Source organism: Lysobacter sp. 22409 (genome assembly GCF_052045105.1).
GTDB classification, from domain to species: domain Bacteria; phylum Pseudomonadota; class Gammaproteobacteria; order Xanthomonadales; family Xanthomonadaceae; genus Lysobacter; species Lysobacter antibioticus_B.
This window is the reverse complement of the sequence record NZ_JBQEOE010000062.1, coordinates 1-19,029: the sequence shown is the minus strand read 5'-3', so window position 1 is coordinate 19,029 and position 19,029 is coordinate 1. Positions and strand designations below refer to the sequence as shown.

General features: G+C 69.5%; 15 protein-coding genes. 7 read left to right on the top strand and 8 right to left on the bottom strand.

Annotation, left to right across the window (positions count from 1 at the left end):
• Nucleotides 1-701 precede the first annotated feature (701 nt).
• The 5 genes from hemC to ACTJJK_RS21700 all read right to left on the bottom strand — a co-directional run bounded on the left by hemC (nucleotide 702) and on the right by ACTJJK_RS21700 (nucleotide 6,007).
• Nucleotides 702-1,637, bottom strand: coding sequence for a hydroxymethylbilane synthase (hemC, locus tag ACTJJK_RS21720; RefSeq protein ID WP_440731238.1), 936 nt, complete (start codon nucleotides 1,635-1,637; stop codon nucleotides 702-704).
• Between the two features lie 706 nt (nucleotides 1,638-2,343).
• Complete coding sequence (locus ACTJJK_RS21715) at nucleotides 2,344-3,081, bottom strand: LytR/AlgR family response regulator transcription factor (RefSeq protein ID WP_036148912.1); 738 nt, start codon at nucleotides 3,079-3,081, stop codon at nucleotides 2,344-2,346.
• Between the two features lie 17 nt (nucleotides 3,082-3,098).
• Entirely contained in the window at nucleotides 3,099-4,154 is a 1,056-nt protein-coding gene (locus ACTJJK_RS21710) for a sensor histidine kinase (protein WP_031372560.1), read from the bottom strand.
• A 13-nt stretch (nucleotides 4,155-4,167) separates the two neighbouring features.
• Nucleotides 4,168-4,863 (bottom strand): alpha/beta hydrolase, encoded by a 696-nt coding sequence (locus ACTJJK_RS21705; RefSeq protein WP_440731236.1) that lies wholly within the window; start codon nucleotides 4,861-4,863, stop codon nucleotides 4,168-4,170.
• Between the two features lie 136 nt (nucleotides 4,864-4,999).
• Complete coding sequence (locus ACTJJK_RS21700) at nucleotides 5,000-6,007, bottom strand: TonB family protein (protein ID WP_031372558.1); 1,008 nt, start codon at nucleotides 6,005-6,007, stop codon at nucleotides 5,000-5,002.
• Nucleotides 6,008-6,313: 306 nt separating this feature from the next.
• On the opposite strand from ACTJJK_RS21700, the gene ACTJJK_RS21695 reads away from it, so the two are divergent.
• From ACTJJK_RS21695 to ACTJJK_RS21675, 5 genes are all read left to right on the top strand, one after another.
• The gene (locus ACTJJK_RS21695; RefSeq protein ID WP_223620702.1) at nucleotides 6,314-6,688 is read left to right on the top strand and encodes a hypothetical protein; all 375 of its coding nucleotides are present in this window, start codon (nucleotides 6,314-6,316) and stop codon (nucleotides 6,686-6,688) included.
• A 124-nt stretch (nucleotides 6,689-6,812) separates the two neighbouring features.
• On the top strand, nucleotides 6,813-8,174 hold the full coding sequence (locus ACTJJK_RS21690) for a TolC family protein (protein WP_081930966.1): 1,362 nt from the start codon (nucleotides 6,813-6,815) through the stop codon (nucleotides 8,172-8,174).
• A complete protein-coding gene (locus tag ACTJJK_RS21685) occupies nucleotides 8,171-9,178 on the top strand; it encodes an efflux RND transporter periplasmic adaptor subunit (protein ID WP_440731235.1) in 1,008 nt (335 codons plus the stop codon). Before ACTJJK_RS21690 ends, ACTJJK_RS21685 begins: the two co-directional genes overlap by 4 nt.
• A gap of 34 nt (nucleotides 9,179-9,212) precedes the next feature.
• Complete coding sequence (locus ACTJJK_RS21680) at nucleotides 9,213-12,437, top strand: efflux RND transporter permease subunit (RefSeq protein ID WP_440731237.1); 3,225 nt, start codon at nucleotides 9,213-9,215, stop codon at nucleotides 12,435-12,437.
• 94 nt (nucleotides 12,438-12,531) lie between these two features.
• The gene (locus ACTJJK_RS21675; protein WP_440731234.1) at nucleotides 12,532-13,419 is read left to right on the top strand and encodes a cation diffusion facilitator family transporter; all 888 of its coding nucleotides are present in this window, start codon (nucleotides 12,532-12,534) and stop codon (nucleotides 13,417-13,419) included.
• Nucleotides 13,420-13,553: 134 nt separating this feature from the next.
• On the opposite strand, the gene ACTJJK_RS21670 is transcribed toward ACTJJK_RS21675, so the two are convergent.
• The 3 genes from ACTJJK_RS21670 to ACTJJK_RS21660 all read right to left on the bottom strand — a co-directional run bounded on the left by ACTJJK_RS21670 (nucleotide 13,554) and on the right by ACTJJK_RS21660 (nucleotide 16,836).
• A complete protein-coding gene (locus tag ACTJJK_RS21670; protein ID WP_031372552.1) occupies nucleotides 13,554-14,123 on the bottom strand; it encodes a hypothetical protein in 570 nt (189 codons plus the stop codon).
• A gap of 10 nt (nucleotides 14,124-14,133) precedes the next feature.
• Complete coding sequence (locus tag ACTJJK_RS21665; protein WP_031372551.1) at nucleotides 14,134-16,317, bottom strand: xanthine dehydrogenase family protein molybdopterin-binding subunit; 2,184 nt, start codon at nucleotides 16,315-16,317, stop codon at nucleotides 14,134-14,136.
• A gap of 63 nt (nucleotides 16,318-16,380) precedes the next feature.
• Nucleotides 16,381-16,836: a (2Fe-2S)-binding protein gene (locus tag ACTJJK_RS21660; RefSeq protein WP_223620707.1), complete on the bottom strand. Its 456-nt coding sequence runs from the start codon at nucleotides 16,834-16,836 to the stop codon at nucleotides 16,381-16,383.
• Between the two features lie 307 nt (nucleotides 16,837-17,143).
• Here ACTJJK_RS21660 and ACTJJK_RS21655 point away from each other — a divergent pair, with 307 nt between their 5' ends.
• On the top strand, nucleotides 17,144-18,160 hold the full coding sequence (locus tag ACTJJK_RS21655; RefSeq protein WP_051885101.1) for an XdhC family protein: 1,017 nt from the start codon (nucleotides 17,144-17,146) through the stop codon (nucleotides 18,158-18,160).
• A gap of 3 nt (nucleotides 18,161-18,163) precedes the next feature.
• On the top strand, nucleotides 18,164-18,769 hold the full coding sequence (locus tag ACTJJK_RS21650) for a nucleotidyltransferase family protein (protein WP_031372548.1): 606 nt from the start codon (nucleotides 18,164-18,166) through the stop codon (nucleotides 18,767-18,769).
• The last annotated feature ends 260 nt before the right edge of the window (nucleotides 18,770-19,029 follow it).

Below are 19,029 nucleotides of genomic sequence, written 5' to 3'. Positions count from 1 at the left end.
TCCGATAAGACATCCCTGTCTTATCGGAAAACGGCGCACGTCCTGTGCGCCGCCCTCCGGGTCTCCAGGTGTTCTCGCAAGTTCACCGCTGCGCCAAGCTCTTCACAGCAACAGCAACAGCAACAGCAACGGCAATAGAAACAGCAAAGTTGCCGCTGCTGTCGGGATTTTGTCGTTGCTGTGCGTCGCCTCGAACTAGCGAAGGCAACCGAAGACCCGGAGGGCGGCGCGCAGGGATGCGCGCCGTTTTTCATCGGGACAAGGATGTCCCGTATGAAAAATCCCCGCGTCGGCATCGCTCGTGCGGGCCTGTGATTCAAAACAAAAGCATTTTTCTTTGGTGACTTTCTTTTGTTGCTTTAGACAAAAGAAAGTTACCCGCCGCTTTAGTGGCGGAAGCTTTAGGCGTTTGATCTTGATCCCGGTCTAGCGGGAGCGATACGCCGCGAGACCGTCGCAGCGCGGTCGCGGCTCGCGCCGCTCCTACCCTCGCGCCAACTCACGCCTCCGATCAATGGCGAAGGCGTTGCAGACTCTCTGCGCATCCCGCGGTCGCGGCTTGTGACCGAAGAGAATCCAGCAGAACGCCGCTCCTACCCCAAGGCAAAGACGATCGCATACGAAGGCGAAGGCTTGGACTGAGGGCGCGCTACTCAACGACAGCGTAGAACGCCAACGACGTTGGGCAGCCACAGCCCGAATCAATCCGCGTCGATGTCCACCAGCGAATCGGCGATGAACTCGCCCGCGCCCTGCTCCAACAAACGTTGCGCGACCTCGATGCCGAGGCAGTCCGGGGCGTCGCCGCGGCCTTCGCCGTGGGCGCGCACGGCGCGGCCGTCGCTGGCCGAGCCGACCTGGCCGTCGAGGCGCAGGTGTTCGCCGTCCAGGCGCGCGTAGGCGGCCACCGGTACATGGCAGCTGCCATGCAGGGCGCGATTCATGGCGCGCTCGGCTTCGACGCAGGTGCGGGTGGCGGCGTGATCGAGCGCGGCGCAGAACGTGCGCGCAGCGACGTCGTCCTCGCGGCATTCGATCGCGATCGCGCCCTGCGCCGGCGCCGGCAGCCAATACGGCGATTCGAGGCGGGCGCGGATGCGCGCGTCGAAGCCGAGACGCTGCAAGCCGGCGCAGGCCAGGACGATGGCGTCGTAGTCGCCAGCATCGAGCCGGGCCAGCCGGGTATTGACGTTGCCGCGCAGATCGAGCAATTGCAGGTCCGGACGCAAGGCGCGCAACTGCGCCTGCCGGCGCAACGACGAGGTGCCGACGCGGGCGCCGAGCGGAAGGCTGTCGATGCCGTCGTGGTGGTTGCTGACGAAGGCGTCGGCGTAGTCGGCGCGCTCGAGGACCGCCGGCAGGGCGAAGCCCGGCTCCAGTTCCATCGGCACGTCCTTGAGCGAGTGCACCGCGCAGTCGGCTTCGCCGCGCAGCATCGCCAGCTCCAGCTCCTTGAGGAACAGGCCCTTGCCGCCGATCGCGGCCAGCGAGCGGTCCAGCACTTCGTCGCCGCGAGTGCTCATCGGCACCAGGCTCACCTCGAGCCCCGGATGCGCGGCGCGCAGCCGGTCGGCGACATGCTCGCTCTGCCACAGGGCGAGCGGGCTCTTACGGGTGGCGATGCGCAGGGTCTTCATGCCGGCATTATCGCCGCTGCCGGGGGTCGGCATCAAAAGCTGCCTGGGCGGGCGGGCTACTGGGGCCGTATCGGTTGCGGAATCAGCAACGGACGGGGAGCCGGGGGGGGACGCAGTGGCGGCCAGTGACCGAAGGAAGGCCGCCCTATCCCAAGGCGCCACAGGCCGTTGCCGTTGCCGTTGCCGTTGCCGTTGCCGTTGCCGTTGCCGTTGCCGTTGCCGTTGCCGTTGCCGTTGCCGAGATTTTGATCTGCTTTGCCGCTTTACCGGTCAAGTGGAGACCCGGAGGGCGGCGCACAGGACGTGCGCCGTTTTCCGATAAGACAGGGACGTCTTATCGGAAAATCCCGGCGACAGCACCGCACTCGTGGCCTATGCCCTTGCAAGGAAAGCCCTTTTCTTTGGTTACTTTTCTTTTGGGCTTAGCAAAAGAAAGTAACCCGGCCGCGTGAGCGGACGGAAGCTTTAGATCCTGATGTTGCTTCACCGATCTGCGGCCAGAGGCGCAACAATCGGCAACTACGCGGTCGCGGCTTATGACCGGAGGAAATCCAGTGGGACGCCGCTCCTACAGGGGATTACGGCCGGATGCGGCGCGAGATTGAGGCAGCGCGGTCGCGGCTCGCGCCGCTCCTACCCTTGGTTCGGCGAGCTCCGGACGAGTCGATCCCCTAATCCCCAATCACCAATCCCAAATCCCAAATCCTCACAAATGCTTGAGGGTCTCGCGCAGCGCCGCCACGCAACGGCGGCTGACTTCCAGGGGTTGTTTGCCGTGACGCAGCACGGCTTGGACGTGGCCTTCGGAGTCGCGCTTGAGTTCGACGATCTCGTGGCGCGCGACCAGGCAATTGCGGTGGATGCGCACGAAGCGTTCGCCGAATTCGTCTTCCAGCGATTTCAGCGATTCCTCGATCAGGTCTTCGCCGCGCGCGTGATGGACGATCACGTACTTCTCTTCGGCGTGCAGGTAATGCACGTCCTCGATCGGGATCAGGCGCAGGCTGCCGCGCAGGCGCGCGCACAGGTGGCTGCGGCTTTGCCCCGGCGCGGTCTCGGTGCCGCCGACGTGGCGCTCGCGGCCGGCGGCGAAGGTGCGCACGCGTTCGAGCGCGGCGTCGAGGCGCTCGGCCCGCACCGGCTTGACCAGGTAGTCGATCGCCTCGGCCTCGAACGCCGACAAGGCGTGGGCGTCGTAGGCGGTGCAGAACACCACCGCCGGGCGCGGCTCGAACGCGGCCAGATGGCGCGCGGCTTCGAGGCCGTCGATGCCAGGCATGGCGATGTCGAGCAGGACCAGATCCGGCCGGTGCTCGGCGCAGGCGTGCAAGGCGTGCTGGCCGTCGGCCGCTTCGGCGACGACCTCGACGTCGTCGCGCTCGGCCAACAGGCTGCGCAAGCGCTCGCGCGCCAACGGTTCGTCATCCGCGATCACCACTCTCATGGCCGGCCTCGTCGCTTTCATCGGCTATGCGCCTCCACCCCGGTCGGCACGTGCAGTTCGCACAGATAGTAGCCTTCGTTCCAGCCCGCGGTCATCCGCACCGTCGGCCCATAGGCATAACGCAGGCGCTGGCCGATGCTGCTGTGGGCGTGGCGGGCCCCGCTGCGGCCGTCGGCCGGGGGCGGGGCCGGGTTGCGGATGCGCAGCAACAGCTCGTCGGCGAGCTCGGTCAGCTCGATTTCGATCTCGCCGCCGCCCGGCAGCCGGGAGATGCCGTGCAGCACGGCGTTCTCGACCAGGGGCTGCAGGACCAGGCGCGGCAGCGGCATCCGCCACGGCAGCGGCTCGCGCTTGCGCCAGACCACCCGCAGGCGCTCGCCCAGGCGCAGTTGCTCGATCGCCAGATAGCGCTCGGCCAGCTCGACCTCCTCGGCCAGGCTGGAATCGGACTTGGACGCCCCCAGCGCGGCCCGGAACAGGTCCGACAGGTCCAGCACCGCGCGCTCGGCGACCACCGGGTCGCTGCGCACCAGGCCGGCGATGGTGTTCATGCTGTTGAAAAGGAAGTGCGGCTTGATCCGCGCCTGCAACGCATCGACCTCGGCGCGGGCGTTGGCGCGGACCTGCGCCTTCCAGCTGTCGTTGACGTAGAGATAGCGCAGGACCACGCCGACGGCGAGGATCGCCACCGCCGCGGTACCGCCGACGAAGCGTTGGAACGAGATCCCCGGCGGCACCAGGCCGATGCCGGTGACGCTGTCGATGATGTGGGTGACCGCCGCGACCGCCGCGGCGATCGCCGCCGCCGTCGCGGTGGCGATGAAGCCGCCCACGCCGGGCGGCAAACGCGACAGTTGGCGCCGCGACACGCACAGCAGCACCGAGATCGCCAGCGCCAGCCACAGCGCGAAGGCGCTCGAAGACACGAAGCGGCCGAGGTCCCAGCGGGTACCGTCGGGCGCCAGCGCCAGCACGATCACGATCAGCTCGGCCATGCTCAGCATGACCACCAGCCGCGGCAAACGGCATAAGTCCGGCAGCCACGGTTCGTGTTCGCCGGCGGACTCGAGCATGGTCAGAGCCGGCTCATGCCGTGGCGGCGAACCGTTGCGACATCCAGTCGCCGAGCGCGTCGATCTCCTCGGCGCAGACCTGATGCGCCATCGGATAGGCATGCCAGTCGACCTGGAAGCCCAGGCCCCGCAAGCGCGCCGCGGCGCCTTCGCCGCCGGCGTAGGGCACCATCGGGTCGTGTCGGCCGTGGGCCATGAAGGCCGGCTGGCTCGGCGCGACCGCAGTCGCCTCGGCGACCAGGCGCTCGGGCATCGGCAGATAGCTCGACAGGGCGATCAGCCCGCCCAGCGCCTGCTTGCGCCGTAATGCGGTGGCCAGGGTGATCGCGCCGCCCTGGGAAAAGCCGGCCAGCAGGATGCGCGAGGCCGGCACGCCGCGTTCGATTTCTCGCTCGATCAGCGCATCGACCTGCTGCACCGACTCGTCGACGCCGGCTTCGTCGGCGCGCTGGGCCAGATCGCTGATGTCGCGGATGTCGTACCAGGCGCGCATGCGCGCGCCGTTGTTGATCGTGACCGCGCGCACCGGCGCATGCGGGAACACGAAGCGCAGCGCCGGCCAATCGCGGCGCAGCAGTTCGGGCACGATCGGGGCGAAGTCGTGGCCGTCGGCGCCGAGGCCGTGCAGCCACAGCACGCTCCAGGTCGGCGCCGGGCCGCTCTCGCGTTCGACGGTTTCGAGTAAGGCGGGGGGTGCGGAAGTCTCCATCGCCGCATTGTGGCGGCACAGCGCGCGGACCGCCAAGCTCCCGCCCCGACGGACGTGTCCGCCGTCGCAATCGGTCGTCGCCGTCGGCCGCCGCAGTCGGCCATGTAAAGGCCGGCCGCTCCCGCCGCCGCAGGCTTCAGCGCGAAGGCAGGCGGAAATTGAGGGTGCGGCGGGCCGTATGCGACTGGCCGCTGGCCTCGAAACGCAGGCGCGCCACCGCCGCCAGCGCGGCGGCGTCGAACACCCCGGCCGGTTCCGAGGACACCAGCCTGGGCGCGCCGACGCGGCCGTCGGGCAGGATCGTGAAGCTGATCTCGACGCTGCCCTCGATCTTGCGGTTCAAGGCCGGCAGCGGGTAACGCGGGCTGGCATCGGCGAGCAGGCGCGGCATCGCCGGCGAGGCGGCGTTCGCCGAGGTCATGGCCGGCAACGCTGCCGGGGTCGCGGCCGACGCCGCCACCGGTTGCGCCGCCGACGCGCTGCCGGTTTTCGCCGCGGCGGCATCGGCGGCGAGCGCGCTGGCGGCCGCATCGGCCTTCATCGCCGCGTTCGCCGACGCCGTATTGGCGGTGCGCGCGGCCTCGCGACGCGCCGACAGCACGGTCGCCGCGTCGGTACGCTCGGCCATCAGGCGTTCGGTTTCCTCGCGGGTCTTGCGCTCGCGGCTGGCCTCGGCGACACGCAGGCTTTCGCGCATGCGCGGCAAGGCCGGCGCCTGCGGGTCCATGCGCGCCAGCAAGTCCAGCAAACGGTGCGATTCGGCCAGATCGTCGTCGAGCAAGGCCTGCTCGCCGGCGATCACCACATAGGGCTGCAACTCGTCGAGCGCACCGATCACGTCGATCTGGCCCGGCTCCTTGTCGCGCAGGGCCAGGTAATAGTCGACCGCGCTGTCGCCGGCCGGGGTGTGGATGCGCTGCTCGCGCAGGGCCTGGGTGGCGCGCGCGCGCAACCCTTCGATATCGAGTTCGTCCAGCGGCGCCGGCAACTCCAGCGCGGCATCGGCAACCGGCGCCGGGGACGCGGCGCTGTGGGGAGCTTCGGAACCGCAACCGCCCAGGGCGACGCCCAGGGCCAGACCGGCGATCGCGCGCGCACCGGCTTTCGACCAACGACCGGCGGGAAACTCACACACCGGTTTCACAACAACCTTCACTGCCAAACCCCCTGTACCGCCACTACCGAATACGTGCGCAGACTAGGCAAACGATATGACGGCGCCGAGGCACCGTCATTGCCGATCCTGTCCGGACTGCTGTCTGGGTGTCCCTGCCCGCGGTTCCGCAGGTCCGTTGCGCGGCGCGATTATCGCCGCAATCGGGAGCGAGGGTGGAACCGCGGCCGGGCCGCGGCGGCCGGCATTCAGTGGCGATGCGCTACGGCCGCACATGAACGGCGGCGCGGGGCCTGAAATTGTATAGCGGGGTCGGCGGCTCCTAAGATGCCCGCCATGCCCGGCCCCTCCGCCATCGCGACCGCGTTCCGCTACCTCGTCTTCGGCGTGCTGATCGCCGTGATGCTGGTCAAGCCGACGCTGACCTTCGCGACCGAAATCGGCGAACTCGCCGGGCCGGTCGCGGCGCTGGCGCACGAGCATGCCGGCGCATCCGCCGGCGACAGCGCCGCCCCGGACAACGCCGACCCGGACGGCTGCGGCGACGCCCGCTGGCACCTGAGCCACTGCTGCGCCCTGCAAGCCGCACTGTTGCCGCGCTTCGAGGTCGGCCTGCTCGCAGCCAGCGCCGCCGCCCCGGTGCCGGCCGTCTCGATCGCGTTCGTGCCGACCCCGACCGCGGTCCCGTTCCGCCCACCGATCTCCGCCTGATCCCGATGCCGGCCTGAGCCGGCCGCACGCACGCGCCCTGCGGCGCCGCGTCGGCCTGCGCGGGTCTTCGTCGCCGTGCGCTGCGTTCGCGCCCGGCGTCTTTCGAGATTCAGGAGAACATCCCATGCGTTTGCGTCCGGCGGCCCTGGCCGTCCTGACGGCCGCTCTGTGCTTTTCGGCACAGGCGCGGCCTCCCCTTGCCGCCGCTTCAAGCCCGGCCACTGCCGGTCCTGCTACTTCCGGCACGTCAGCTCCCCCCCCAACCGGGGCCGCGCGCGCGGCCTCGGTGTTCACTCTCGACGACGCCTTCGCGCGCATCGGCGACGCCCACCCCGACCTGCGTCTGTTCGGCAGCCAGCGTTCGGTGCTCGAAGCCGAGCGCGACCTCGCCGCGCAGCGTCCGGCCTGGATCGCCGGCGCCGCGGTCGACAACGTCTTCGGCAGCGGCGCGGTCAGCGGCGTCAAGGGGGCCGAGATCACCCTCAGCCTGGCCTCGGTGTTCGAACGCGGCGGCAAGCTCGACGCGCGCCGCGCCTTCGCCCAGAGCCGCATCGATGCGCTCGCGGTCGATCGCGAAAGCCGCCGACTCGACCTGCTGGCCGAGACCGCGCGGCGTTATCTCGGCATCGTCGCCGCGCAACGCCGGATCGAACTGGCGCAGTTCGACATCGGCCAGCGCAAGCGCACCGTCGCCGCCGCGCGCCAGCGCCTGGTCGCGGGCGCGTCGCCTGAGTCCGGCCTGTTGACCGCACAGGCCGCGCTGGCGCGCGCCGAACTCGATCGCGCGCGCAGCGAGCAAAGCCTGCTCGCCGCGCGCCAACACCTGGCCGCGCTGTGGGGCGAACGCGACCCGGGTTTCGCCGAGGTCGCCGGCGATCCTTATGCCTTGCCGAAGATCGAAGAAGCCACCGCCTTGGCGGGCTTGCTCGACCGCAGCCCCGAGCTGACCCGGTTCGTCGACGCGCGCCGCATCGGCGAAGCACGCGTGCGCCTGGCGCAGAGCCAAGCCAGCGCCGACATCGATTGGCAGATCGGCGTGCGCCGCTTGCAGGACGGCGGCGACACCGCCTTGATCGGCAGCGTGTCGATGCCGCTCGGCGCACGCAGCCGCGCCGAACCCGGCATCCGCGGCGCCCAGGCCGAACTGGCCGTGCTCGAAACCGAGCGCGAAGCCAAGGGCTTGTCGCTGTATTCGACCCTGGTCGAAGCGCACGGCCGCTACCGGGTCGGCGCACTCGAAGTCGCGCGCCTCAAGGACGAGGTCCTGCCGCGCATGAGCCGGGCCGAAAACGCCGCCGAGTACGCCTACCGCGCCGGCGCCATCAGTTATCTCGAACTGGCCCTGTTGCAGGCCGACAGCGTGGCCGTGCGCAAACAGCGCCTGGACACCGCGCTCGACGCGCAGCTGGCGCTGATCGAAATCCAGCGCCTCACCGGCGAATCCTTCCTCGCCCCACCGTCCGCCCCCGCAGGAGCCGCCCCATGAAGCCCGAACTGTTGATCGCCGCGGGCCTGTTGGCTCTGACCCTGAGCGCCTGCGGCGGTTCCGCCGAGGCGCCCGCGGCCGATGCCGGCAAGGCCGACGCAGCGCATGCCGACGAAGCCAGCGACGAGCACCGCCACGGCGAGGGCGAAGCCGGCCATGGCGACAAAGGCGAGGCCGAAGAGGAAGCCGAAAGCACCGCGATCCCGGCCGCGATCGCCCAGCGTTCCGGCATCGTCGTCGCCGCCGCCGGCCCCGGCACCATCGCCGACGAACACGAAGTGCAGGGCCTGGTCACGCCGCTGGAAGGCCGCATCGCCAACATCACCGCGCGCTATCCCGGGCCGGTGCGTTCGCTGCGCGCCAACGTCGGCGACCGCGTCAAGGCCGGCCAGACTTTGGCCACGGTCGACAGCAACCTCAGCCTGACCACCTACGCCATCGCCTCGCCGATCACCGGCGTGGTGCTGGCGCGCAACGCCTCGGTCGGCGAAGTCGCGGTCGAAGGCACGACCCTGTTCGAGGTCGCCGACCTGTCGACCTTGTGGGTCGATCTGCACGTGTTCGGCGCCGACGCCTCGCATCTGCGTCCTGGCGTGCCGGTGACGGTGATGCGCATGGGCGAAGAACAGGGCGTGGAAACCACGCTCGACCGCATCCTCCCCGGCACCGCGACCGCCAGCCAGAGCACCGTCGCGCGCGCCTCGATCGCCAACGCCGACGGCCTGTGGCGGCCCGGTTCGGCGGTGCGCGCACGCGTCACCGTCGAACAGCAGCCGGTATCGCTGGCGGTACCGCTGACCGCGCTGCAGCGCATGGACGAACGCGACGTGGTGTTCGTGCGCGAAGGCGAGCGTTACATCGCCAAACCCGTTCGTATCGGCCGCCGCGACGCGCGGCGCATGGAAGTGCTGTCCGGCCTGCGCGCCGGCGAACAGGTGGTGGTCGAGCAGAGCTTCCTGATCAAGGCCGACATCGAAAAATCGGGAGCCTCGCATGAGCACTGACACGACGACCGGGCCGGCGCCGGAGCGCTCGGGCCTGCTCGAACGCATCCTGCGTTTCGCCATCGGCCACCGCTGGCTGATGCTGGCGCTGACAGGCGCGCTGATCGCCATCGGCGTGTGGAGTTTCCGGCAACTGCCGATCGACGCCACCCCCGACATCACCAACGTGCAGGTGCAGATCAACACCCAGGCGCCGGGCTACTCGCCGCTGGAATCCGAGCAGCGGGTGACCTTCCCGATCGAGACCGCGCTCGCCGGCCTGCCGAAACTCGACTACACCCGCTCGTTGTCGCGCTACGGTCTGTCGCAGGTGACCGTGGTGTTCAAGGACGGCACCGACCTGTACTTCGCCCGGCAACAGGTCGCCGAGCGCCTGCAGCAGGTGAAATCGCAGATCCCGGCCGGCCTGGAACCCGAACTCGGCCCGACCGCGACCGGCCTCGGCGAGATCTTCATGTACACCGTCGATGCCGAGCCGAAAGCGCGCAAGGCCGACGGCACGCCGTACAACGCCACCGACCTGCGCACCCTGCAGGACTGGGTCATCCGCCCGCAGTTGCGCAACACGCCCGGCGTCACCGAGGTCAACACCATCGGCGGCTACGCGCGGCAGATCCACATCACTCCGGACCCGGCGCGGCTGGTGGCCTTGAACCTGACCCAGCGCGACGTGGTCGCCGCGCTCGCCGCCAACAACCAGAACGTCGGCGCCGGCTACATCGAACGCAACGGCGAGCAGTTCCTGGTGCGCGTGCCGGGGCAGATCGTCGGCATCGAAGCGATCGGCGAGATCGTCCTCGACCGCCGCGACGGCGTGCCGATCCGGGTGCGCGATGTCGCCACGGTCGGCGAAGGACCCGAGCTGCGCAGCGGCGCGGCGACCCAGAACGGCCACGAGGTCGTGCTCGGCACGGTGTTCATGCTGGTCGGTTCCAACAGCCGCGACGTCTCGCAGGCGGCGGCGGCGAAGCTGCAACAGGCCAACGCCAGCCTGCCGAAGGGCGTCAGCGCCAACCCGGTCTACGACCGCACCTCGCTGGTCGACCGCACCATCGCCACGGTCTCGAAGAATCTGGTCGAAGGCGCGCTGCTGGTGGTGGTCGTGCTGTTCCTGCTGCTCGGCAACTTCCGCGCCGCCTTGATCACCGCCCTGGTGATTCCACTGGCGATGCTGTTCACCATCACCGGCATGGTCCGCGGCGGCGTGTCCGGCAATCTGATGAGCCTGGGCGCGCTGGACTTCGGCCTGATCGTCGACGGCGCGGTGATCATCATCGAGAACTGCCTGCGCCGTTTCGGCGAAGCCCAGCATGCGCTCGGCCGCGAGACGAGCGACGACGAACGCCACGACCTGACCGCCTCGGCCACCGCCGAGGTCATCCGTCCCAGCCTGTTCGGTCTGGGCATCATCGCCGCGGTCTACCTGCCGATTTTCGCGCTCAGCGGCATCGAAGGAAAAATGTTCCACCCCATGGCGATCACCGTGGTGTTGGCCTTGACCGGCGCGATGCTGCTGTCGCTGACCTTCGTGCCGGCTGCGGTCGCGACCTTCCTCGGCGGCAAGGTCGCCGAAAAGGAAAACCGCGCCATGGCCTGGCTGCGACGCCGCTACGAGCCGGTGCTGGCCTGGGCGCTGCGCAGTCGCATGACGGTGCTGGCCGGCACCGCGGTGCTCGTGATCCTCAGCGGCGCGGTGGCGATGCGCATGGGCAGCGAGTTCGTGCCGAGCCTCGACGAAGGCGATGTCGCGGTGCAGGCCATGCGCATTCCCGGCACCAGCCTGACCCAGTCGGTGACCATGCAGAAGACCATGGAACAGGCGTTTCTGGCGATGCCGGAAGTCGAACGGGTGTTCAGCAAGATCGGCACCGCCGAGGTCGCCAACGATCCGATGCCGCCTTCGGTCGCCGACACCTTCCTGATGCTCAAGCCGCGCGAACGCTGGCCCGACCCGGGCAAGACCAAGGCCAGGCTGATGGAGGACATCGAAGCGGTGGCGCGCACCCTGCCCGGCAACAACTTCGAGTTCACCCAGCCGATCCAGATGCGCATGAACGAGTTGATCTCGGGCGTGCGCGCCGACGTCGCGATCAAGGTCTACGGCGACGATCTGCAGCAGTTGCTCAAGATCGCCCGGCAGATCGAAGCGGTGGCCAAACAGGTGCCCGGCGCGGCCGACGTCAAGGCCGAGCAGGTCACCGGCCTGCCGATGCTCAGCGTCGAACCGGACCGCCGCTCGCTGGCCGTGTACGGGCTCAACCCGGCCGCGGTGCAGGACACCGTGGCGACCGCGGTCGGCGGCGAAGTCGCCGGGCAGTTGTTCGAAGGCGACCGCCGCTTCGACCTGGTCGTGCGCCTGCCCGAACGCCTGCGCCAGGACACCGCGGCGCTGGCCGACCTGCCGGTGCCCTTGCCCGCGCGCAGCGAAGGCGACCGCGACGAATCCAGCCGCGACGCCACCTGGAGTTCGGGTGCGCCGCGCACGGTGCCGTTGCGCGAAGTGGCCAAGCTCAATTCGATCCTCGGCCCGAACCAGATCAACCGCGAGAACGGCAAACGCCGCATCGTGGTGACCGCCAACGTGCGCGACCGCGACCTCGGCGGTTTCGTCGCCGAGCTGCGGCAGAAACTCGATGCCCAAGTGAAGGTGCCCGAGGGTTACTGGATCGGTTACGGCGGTACCTTCGAGCAACTGATCTCGGCCAGCCAGCGCCTGGCGGTAGTGGTGCCGGTGACCCTGGTGCTGATCTTCGCCCTGTTGTTCATGGCCTTCGGCTCGACCAAAGACGCCGCCATCGTCTTCAGCGGCGTGCCGCTGGCGCTGACCGGCGGCGTGATCGCCCTGGCCTTGCGCGGCATTCCGCTGTCGATCTCGGCCGGGGTGGGCTTCATCGCCCTGTCCGGCGTGGCGGTGCTCAATGGGCTGGTGATGATCGCCTTCATCCGCAAGCTGCGCGAACAAGGCGACCCACTCGACAACGCCATCGTCGACGGCGCCCTGGGCCGCTTACGGCCGGTGCTGATGACCGCGCTGGTGGCTTCGTTGGGCTTCATCCCGATGGCCTTCAACGTCGGCGCCGGCTCGGAAGTGCAGCGGCCGCTGGCGACGGTGGTGATCGGCGGCATCGTCTCCTCGACCCTGCTGACCCTGCTGGTGCTGCCGGTGCTGTACCGCTGGCTGCACCGCAACGACGCCGGCGAGCGCAAGCTCGATCCACCGCCGGCGCCGACCGCGGCCGAGCCCTCGCCCGCCCACTGACGCGGCAGCATGGCGGGTCGCATTCGCGCGGCCCGCCTCGATCCTGGGCATCGCCCGCGGGCGATCCGCTTACGACACAAACAGGAGCATCGATATGAGCAGCGGACACGACCACGGCAGCACCGCGATCCGCCACGAGCGCCCCTTGTGGTGGGCGCTCGGCCTGACCGGCGGCTTCCTGATCGCCGAAGTCGTCGGCGCCTTCCTGACCAACAGCCTGGCGCTGTTGTCGGACGCCGCGCACATGGGCACCGACACCCTGGCGCTGATGATCGCGCTGACCGCGGTGCGGCTGAGCCGCAAACCGGCGGATGCGAAACGCAGCTACGGCTACGCGCGCATGGAAGCCATGGGCGCGATGGCGAACGGCCTGATGCTGTTCGCGGTCGCCGCCTACATTCTGTGGGAAGCGGCCGGCCGCTTCAGCGAACCGCCGCAGATCGCGACCACCGGCATGCTCGTGATCGCCACGCTCGGCCTGGCCGTCAACCTGGTCGCGATTCGCCTGCTCAAGGCCGGCAGCGGCGAAAGCCTCAACATGAAAGGCGCCTACCTCGAGGTGTGGAGCGACATGCTCGGCTCGGTCGCGGTGATCGCCGGCGCCATCGTCATCCGCTTCACCGGCTGGACCGTGGTCGACCCGATCCTGGCCGTGCTGATCGGCCTGTGGGTGCTACCGCGCACCTGGACCCTGCTGCGCGAGGCCGGCGACGTGCTCATGGAAGGCGTGCCGGGCGGCATCGACCTCGCCGCGGTGCGCGCGGTGCTGCTACAGACACCCGGCGTCGGCGACGTGCACGACCTGCATGTGTGGTCGCTGGGATCGAGCACCCCGGCGATGACCGCGCACCTGGTCGTCGACGCAGGCGTCGATGCCGATGCCTTGCGCGGCGAATTGGCGCGGCAACTCGACGAACGCTACGGCATCGAGCACTGCACCTTGCAGATCGAGAGCGTGGCTTGTGATCCACCCAGTCACTGAAGACCGCTTCAAGGGTAGGAACGGCGCGATCCGCGACCTCCCGGTTGCGACGCAAGCGCGGTTTCGCCGTCGCGGCTCGCGCCGCTCCTACTCCTCAAGATCAACCGCATCGACACGATGATTCGCGCGCCCGGCTAAGACGCCGGGCACGGCCCGCCCGCGTCGGCCCAGGTCTTGAACTTGGCGACGAACTCGGGGTGCGGCACCGACACCGGCTTACGTTCGCCGCCCGGCGCCCAGCCCCACAGCACCAGCTTGTCTTCGCTGACGTGCTTGATCAGCGCGGCGAAATCGCGGCCGCCGTTGCTCTTCTTGTCCTTGATCATCTCGCACAGCTTCGGCGCCGGCAGCCCGATCCAGGCCATCTTGTGATCCGGCGGCGGCAGTTGCCAATGCGGCGCGCCCGGCGGTGCATTGGGGCCATAGCTCGCCGGCAGGTTGGCTTCGCCGTGGCAGGTCGAGCACGGCAGGCCGGCCGCGCCCTTGCCTTCGGGGCCGCGCACCACGCCCATCGCATGCGGCAGGCCGGCATCGAATTGCAGCGGCTGGTCGCCGGGGATATGGCAGTTCTGGCAACGCGGATGCTGGAACACCTGCTGCACGGTCGCGAACGCGGCGATGCCCTGCTCGCGTTGCTCCGGGGTGACCTTCGGGCCGCAAGCGGTAGCGGCGAGGGCCGCCATGGCGATGATCAATGCGCGCATCGTCGTCTCCTCAGGCCGGCAACTGCAGCGGCAGTTCGCGCAGCCGCTGTTGATTGAGTGCGAACACCGCGTTGGCCACGGCCGCCGCGACCGGCGCGGTGCCGGGCTCGCCGGCGCCGCCCATCTTGTCGGTGCTCGGCACGATGTGCACTTCGATCTGCGGCGCCTCGTCCAACCGCAGCACGCGGTAGTCGTGATAGTTCGACTCCTGCACCCGTCCGTCCTTGAAAGTCAGTTGGCTGTACAGCGCCGCGCCGAGGCCGAAGTTGATGCCCGATTCCATCTGCGCGCGCACGCCGTCGGGATTCACCGCCAGACCGCAGTCGATCGCGCAGACGAAACGGTGCACACGAATGCCCTGGCCTCCCCCCGGTTTGGGCTCGACCGAAACCTCGGCGACCTGGGCGATATAGCTGCCGAAGGATTCGTGCACCGCCACGCCGCGCGCGCGACCTGCCGGCAGGGCCGTACCCCAGCCGGCCTTGTCGGCGACCAGGTTCAGCGCCGCCAGATGCCGCGGATGTTGCTTGAGCAGCGCGCGGCGGTACTCGACGGGATCCTTGCCGGCGGCATGGGCCAGTTCGTCGATCAGGCTTTCCATGACGAAGGCGTTGTAGCTGTGCCCGACCGAGCGCCACCACAGCACCGGGATGCCGGTGCTCGGCGAATGCAGGTCGACGCGGTAGTCGGCGATCTCCTTGAGATACGGCGAATCGGCGACGCCCTCGACCGAGGTCGCGTCGATGCCGTTCTTGATCATCGCCCCGGCGAACGGCGTGCCGGCGATGATCGACTGCCCGACCAGCACGTGCTGCCACGCCACCGGGATGCCCTGCGCATCGATGCCGATGCGCGCGTGCTGCAGATACATCGGCCGGTAATAGCCGCCGCGCACGTCGTCCTCGCGCGACCACACGGTCTTGACCGGTTTGCCGGCGGCCTTGGCCACGTGCACCGCTTCGGTGACGAAGTCCGCGGTCGGGGTGGCGCGGCGGCCGAAGCCGCCACCGAGGAACATCGTGTGGATCTGCACCTGATCGGGCTTGAGGCCGGTGATCTTGGCCGCGACCTGCTGGTCGACGGTCTGGAACTGGGTGCCGGTCCAGATCTCGCAACGGTCGGCTTCGATCTTGACCGTGCAGTTCAGCGGCTCCATCGGTGCATGCGCCAGATAGGGCACGTTGTACTCGGCCTCGATGGTCTTGGCGGCCTTGGCCAGGCCGCCCTTGACGTCGCCGGCCTGCGCCGCGACCGCGCCTTCGGTGGCGGCGAGCTTGCGGAAGTCTTCGCGCAGCTTCGTTGTGTCCAGGCCCGCGTTCGGGCCGAGGTCCCAATCGATGACGAGCGCATCGCGGCCCTGTTTGGCCGCCCAGTAGTGATCGGCGATCACCGCCACGCCGCTGGGCACCTGCAGCACGTCGCGTACGCCGGGCACGGCCTTGGCCGGCGCCGCATCGAAGGACTTGACCGTGCCGCCGAACACCGGCGCACGCGCAACCACCGCGGTCAACAGGCCGTCGAACTGCACGTCCATGCCGAACTTCGCCTTGCCGGTGATTTTCTCCGGCGAGTCCAGGCGTTTGGTCGGCTTGCCGATGATCTTCCAGTCCTTGGCCTCCTTGAGCGTCTGCGGCGCGGTCGGCGCCGGCAGCTTGGCCGCGTCGGCGGCGAGTTCGCCGTAACGCGCACGCTTGTCGCCGGCGATGGCCACGCCGTTCTCGGTACGGACCTGATCGGCCGGCACCCCGAAGCGTTGCGCCGCGGCCGCCACCAGCAAGGCGCGCGCGGTCGCGCCGGCCTGGCGATAGCGATCGAATTCCGACCAGGTGCTGGTCGAGCCGCCGGTCATCTGCATGCCGAAGGCGGTGTGCGCATACGCCGGCGCGGCGGGCGCGTGTTCGACCTTGATCTTCGACCAGTCGGCGTCGAGTTCTTCGGCGATCAACATCGCCAGGCCGGTCCACACGCCCTGCCCCATCTCCGAATGCGAGATCAACACCGTCACGGTGTCGTCGTCGCCCACGCGCAGGAAGGCGTTGGGTACGAAGCCGCTCGACACCGCCGCAGCCGCGGCCGGATCGGCGTGGGCGAAGCGCTTGGCGCCGGGCACCACGAAGCCGACCACCAGGCCGCCGCCGATCAGCGCGCTGGTCTTGAGGAACTGGCGCCGCGACGGCGCCGGTACGGTATTCACATCGACCTCCTAAAGCGCCCAAGGTGCCGGCGCTGCGAGCATGACGTCGGGGGGATGACGCGATCAGGCCTTGCCGATTTCGGCCGCGCGCTTCACCGCCGCGCGGATGCGCGGATAGGTGCCGCAACGGCAGATGTTTCCCGACAGGGCCTGGTCGATGTCGGTGTCGGTCGGCTGGGGGATCTGGGTCAACAAGGCAGCCGCCGACATGATCTGGCCGGACTGGCAGTAACCGCACTGGACCACGTCGATCTCGGCCCAGGCGCGTTGCACCGGATGGCTGCCGTCCTGCGACAGGCCTTCGATGGTGGTGATCTGTTTGCCTTCGACGCTGGCGACCGGGGTCACGCAGGCGCGTCGCGGCGCACCGTCGACATGGACCGTGCAGGCACCGCACTGGGCGATGCCGCAACCGAACTTGGTGCCGGTCAGGTGCATCAGGTCGCGCAGCACCCACAGCAGGGGCATGTCCGGTGGCGCGGCAACCTCGTGTTCGGTGCCGTTGACAAGAAGCTTCATGGTTCCCTCGCGGCGGCTGGGGTCGTCCGAGCCTACTCCTCAAAATTGGCCGCCGCCAGATCGCCTTCGATACCAAGATGAAGCGCCGAAACAGGGGGCTTGCCGGATTCTCCGAGCCTTGCTGCGCATGTTGCGACGCAAGTCCGCGCCGCGCTGGCGAGCGATGCGACACGTCCGTGCATTTTCGTGCGCTGGCCTCGATCGCGGCTTGCCCAAAACTGCCGCCTCCGGCCGGCGTGATGCAGCGCAACGCCGCCGATGCCGCGAACGCTCTAGACTCGAAGCTTCTCCGCCCCTGGGCGTACTCATGGCCGACTCGCCGGACCCCTCGTTTCCGAAGCGCAGCGCGCCCGGCGGTCCGCGCGCGGTGCTCGAGGCCAGCGCCGCCGCGGCCGCGCGCGGCGATCCGGCCGCCTTGGCGATCGTGCTCGAAACCGAAGGCTCGACTTATGTCCGCCCCGGCGCGATGGCCTTGTTCGGTGCGCGCGACGGCCAGGTCGGCTGGCTCAGCGGCGGCTGCATCGAGCCGGACATCGAACTGCGCGCGCGCGACGCCGCGCAGTCGCAGGGCATCGAGTGGATGGACATCGACACCCGCAGCGACGAAGACCTGTTCGCCGGTTCCGCGGTCGGTTGCCGCGGCCGCCTGCGCCTGGCGCTGCTGCCGCTGTCGGCTTTGCGCGAATGGCCGGCCTTGATCGACGAGTGGCGGCGCGGCCATGGCGACCTGCACCTGGACCTACGCAATCACGGCGCCCTTGCCGCCTCGGTCGGCGACGAACGCATGCGCTGGACCCTCGCGGTCAACACCCCGCCGTGGTCGTCGGCCGCAGCCGCGCAATGGAAGCTCGAAATCCCGGCGCCGCCGTCGGTGCTGGTGTTCGGCGCCGGTCCGGAAACCCCGACCCTGCTGCCGCTGCTGCGCACCCTGGGCTGGATGACCACCCTGGTCGAACGGCGCTCGCGATGGAGCGCGGCCGGCGCGCTCGCCGACCACGCCATCGAACGCAGTCCGGCGCAGGCCTTGGCGACCGCGCGCCCGCACGATGCGGCGCTGGTGATGCACCACCATTTCGATCTCGACCGCGAGGCGCTCGAACAACTGGCCGAAAGCGCCAACGGCCAGCAGATCGGTTTCGTCGGCCTGCTCGGCCCGGTGCGGCGGCGCGAAGACCTGTTCCGCGTGCTGCCGGCCTCGGCGCAAACCTCGCTGGCGCCGCGCCTGCATTCGCCGATCGGGCTCAAGCTCGGCGGCGAGGGTCCGGAAGCGATCGCGCTGAGCATCGCCGCGCAGTTGCAGACCCACCGCCACGGCGAACCCTGAGCGATGAGGCATGTCGCCGTGGTGTTGGCCGCCGGCGCGAGCCGCCGCCTCGGACAGCCCAAGCAGGGGCTGCGTCGCGACGGCGAGACCTTGCTGCACCGTGCCGCACGTTTGGCGATCTCGACCGGAGCACAACGCGTCCTGGTCGTGCTCGGCGCGCGCAGCGGCGCGATGGCCGCGTCCGTCGCCGATCTGGCGGTCGAGTGCATCGACAACGACGCCTGGCAGGAAGGCCTCGCCAGCAGCCTGCGCGCCGCCGCGCGCGCGCTGGGCGATGTCGGTATCGAAGCGCCGGTGCTGGTGCTCGGCTGCGATCAACCGGCGTTGGAGGCCGGGCATCTGCAGGCCTTGCTCGAGGGCGCCGCGCAAGCCGCCTCCGGCTGCGCTGCGACCGCACATGGCGATGCCCTCGGCATCCCGGCGGTGATCGCCGCCGCGGTCTGGCGCGAGGCCGAACAACTGCGCGGCGACCGCGGCTTCGGCGCGGCGCTCAAGCGCCTGCCAATCGAGACCGTCTGGCGGCTGCACGCCCCGGAGCTGGAACACGACCTCGACACCCCCGCGGATCTGATCGCCGCAACGGCGCGGGGTTGGATCGATGCGTCGTAGGGAAAGCAGAAGCCGAACCCGGCCGTTGCGCCCAAACGGCACGCGGATCTCGCCAGAGCCGCTGTAGGCGCTGCGTGAGCTGCGATCGCGAAGCCGCAACTACGGCGCGGCGGATAGGACGCGGTCGCGGCTTGCGCCGCTCCTACCCAAGAGCGCGGACGAATCTCACCGGAGCCCCTGTAGGAGCTGCGTCCCACAGGGAACCCGTGGGTCATAAGCTGCGACCGCGAAGCCACAGCTACGACGCAAGCGGACAGGAC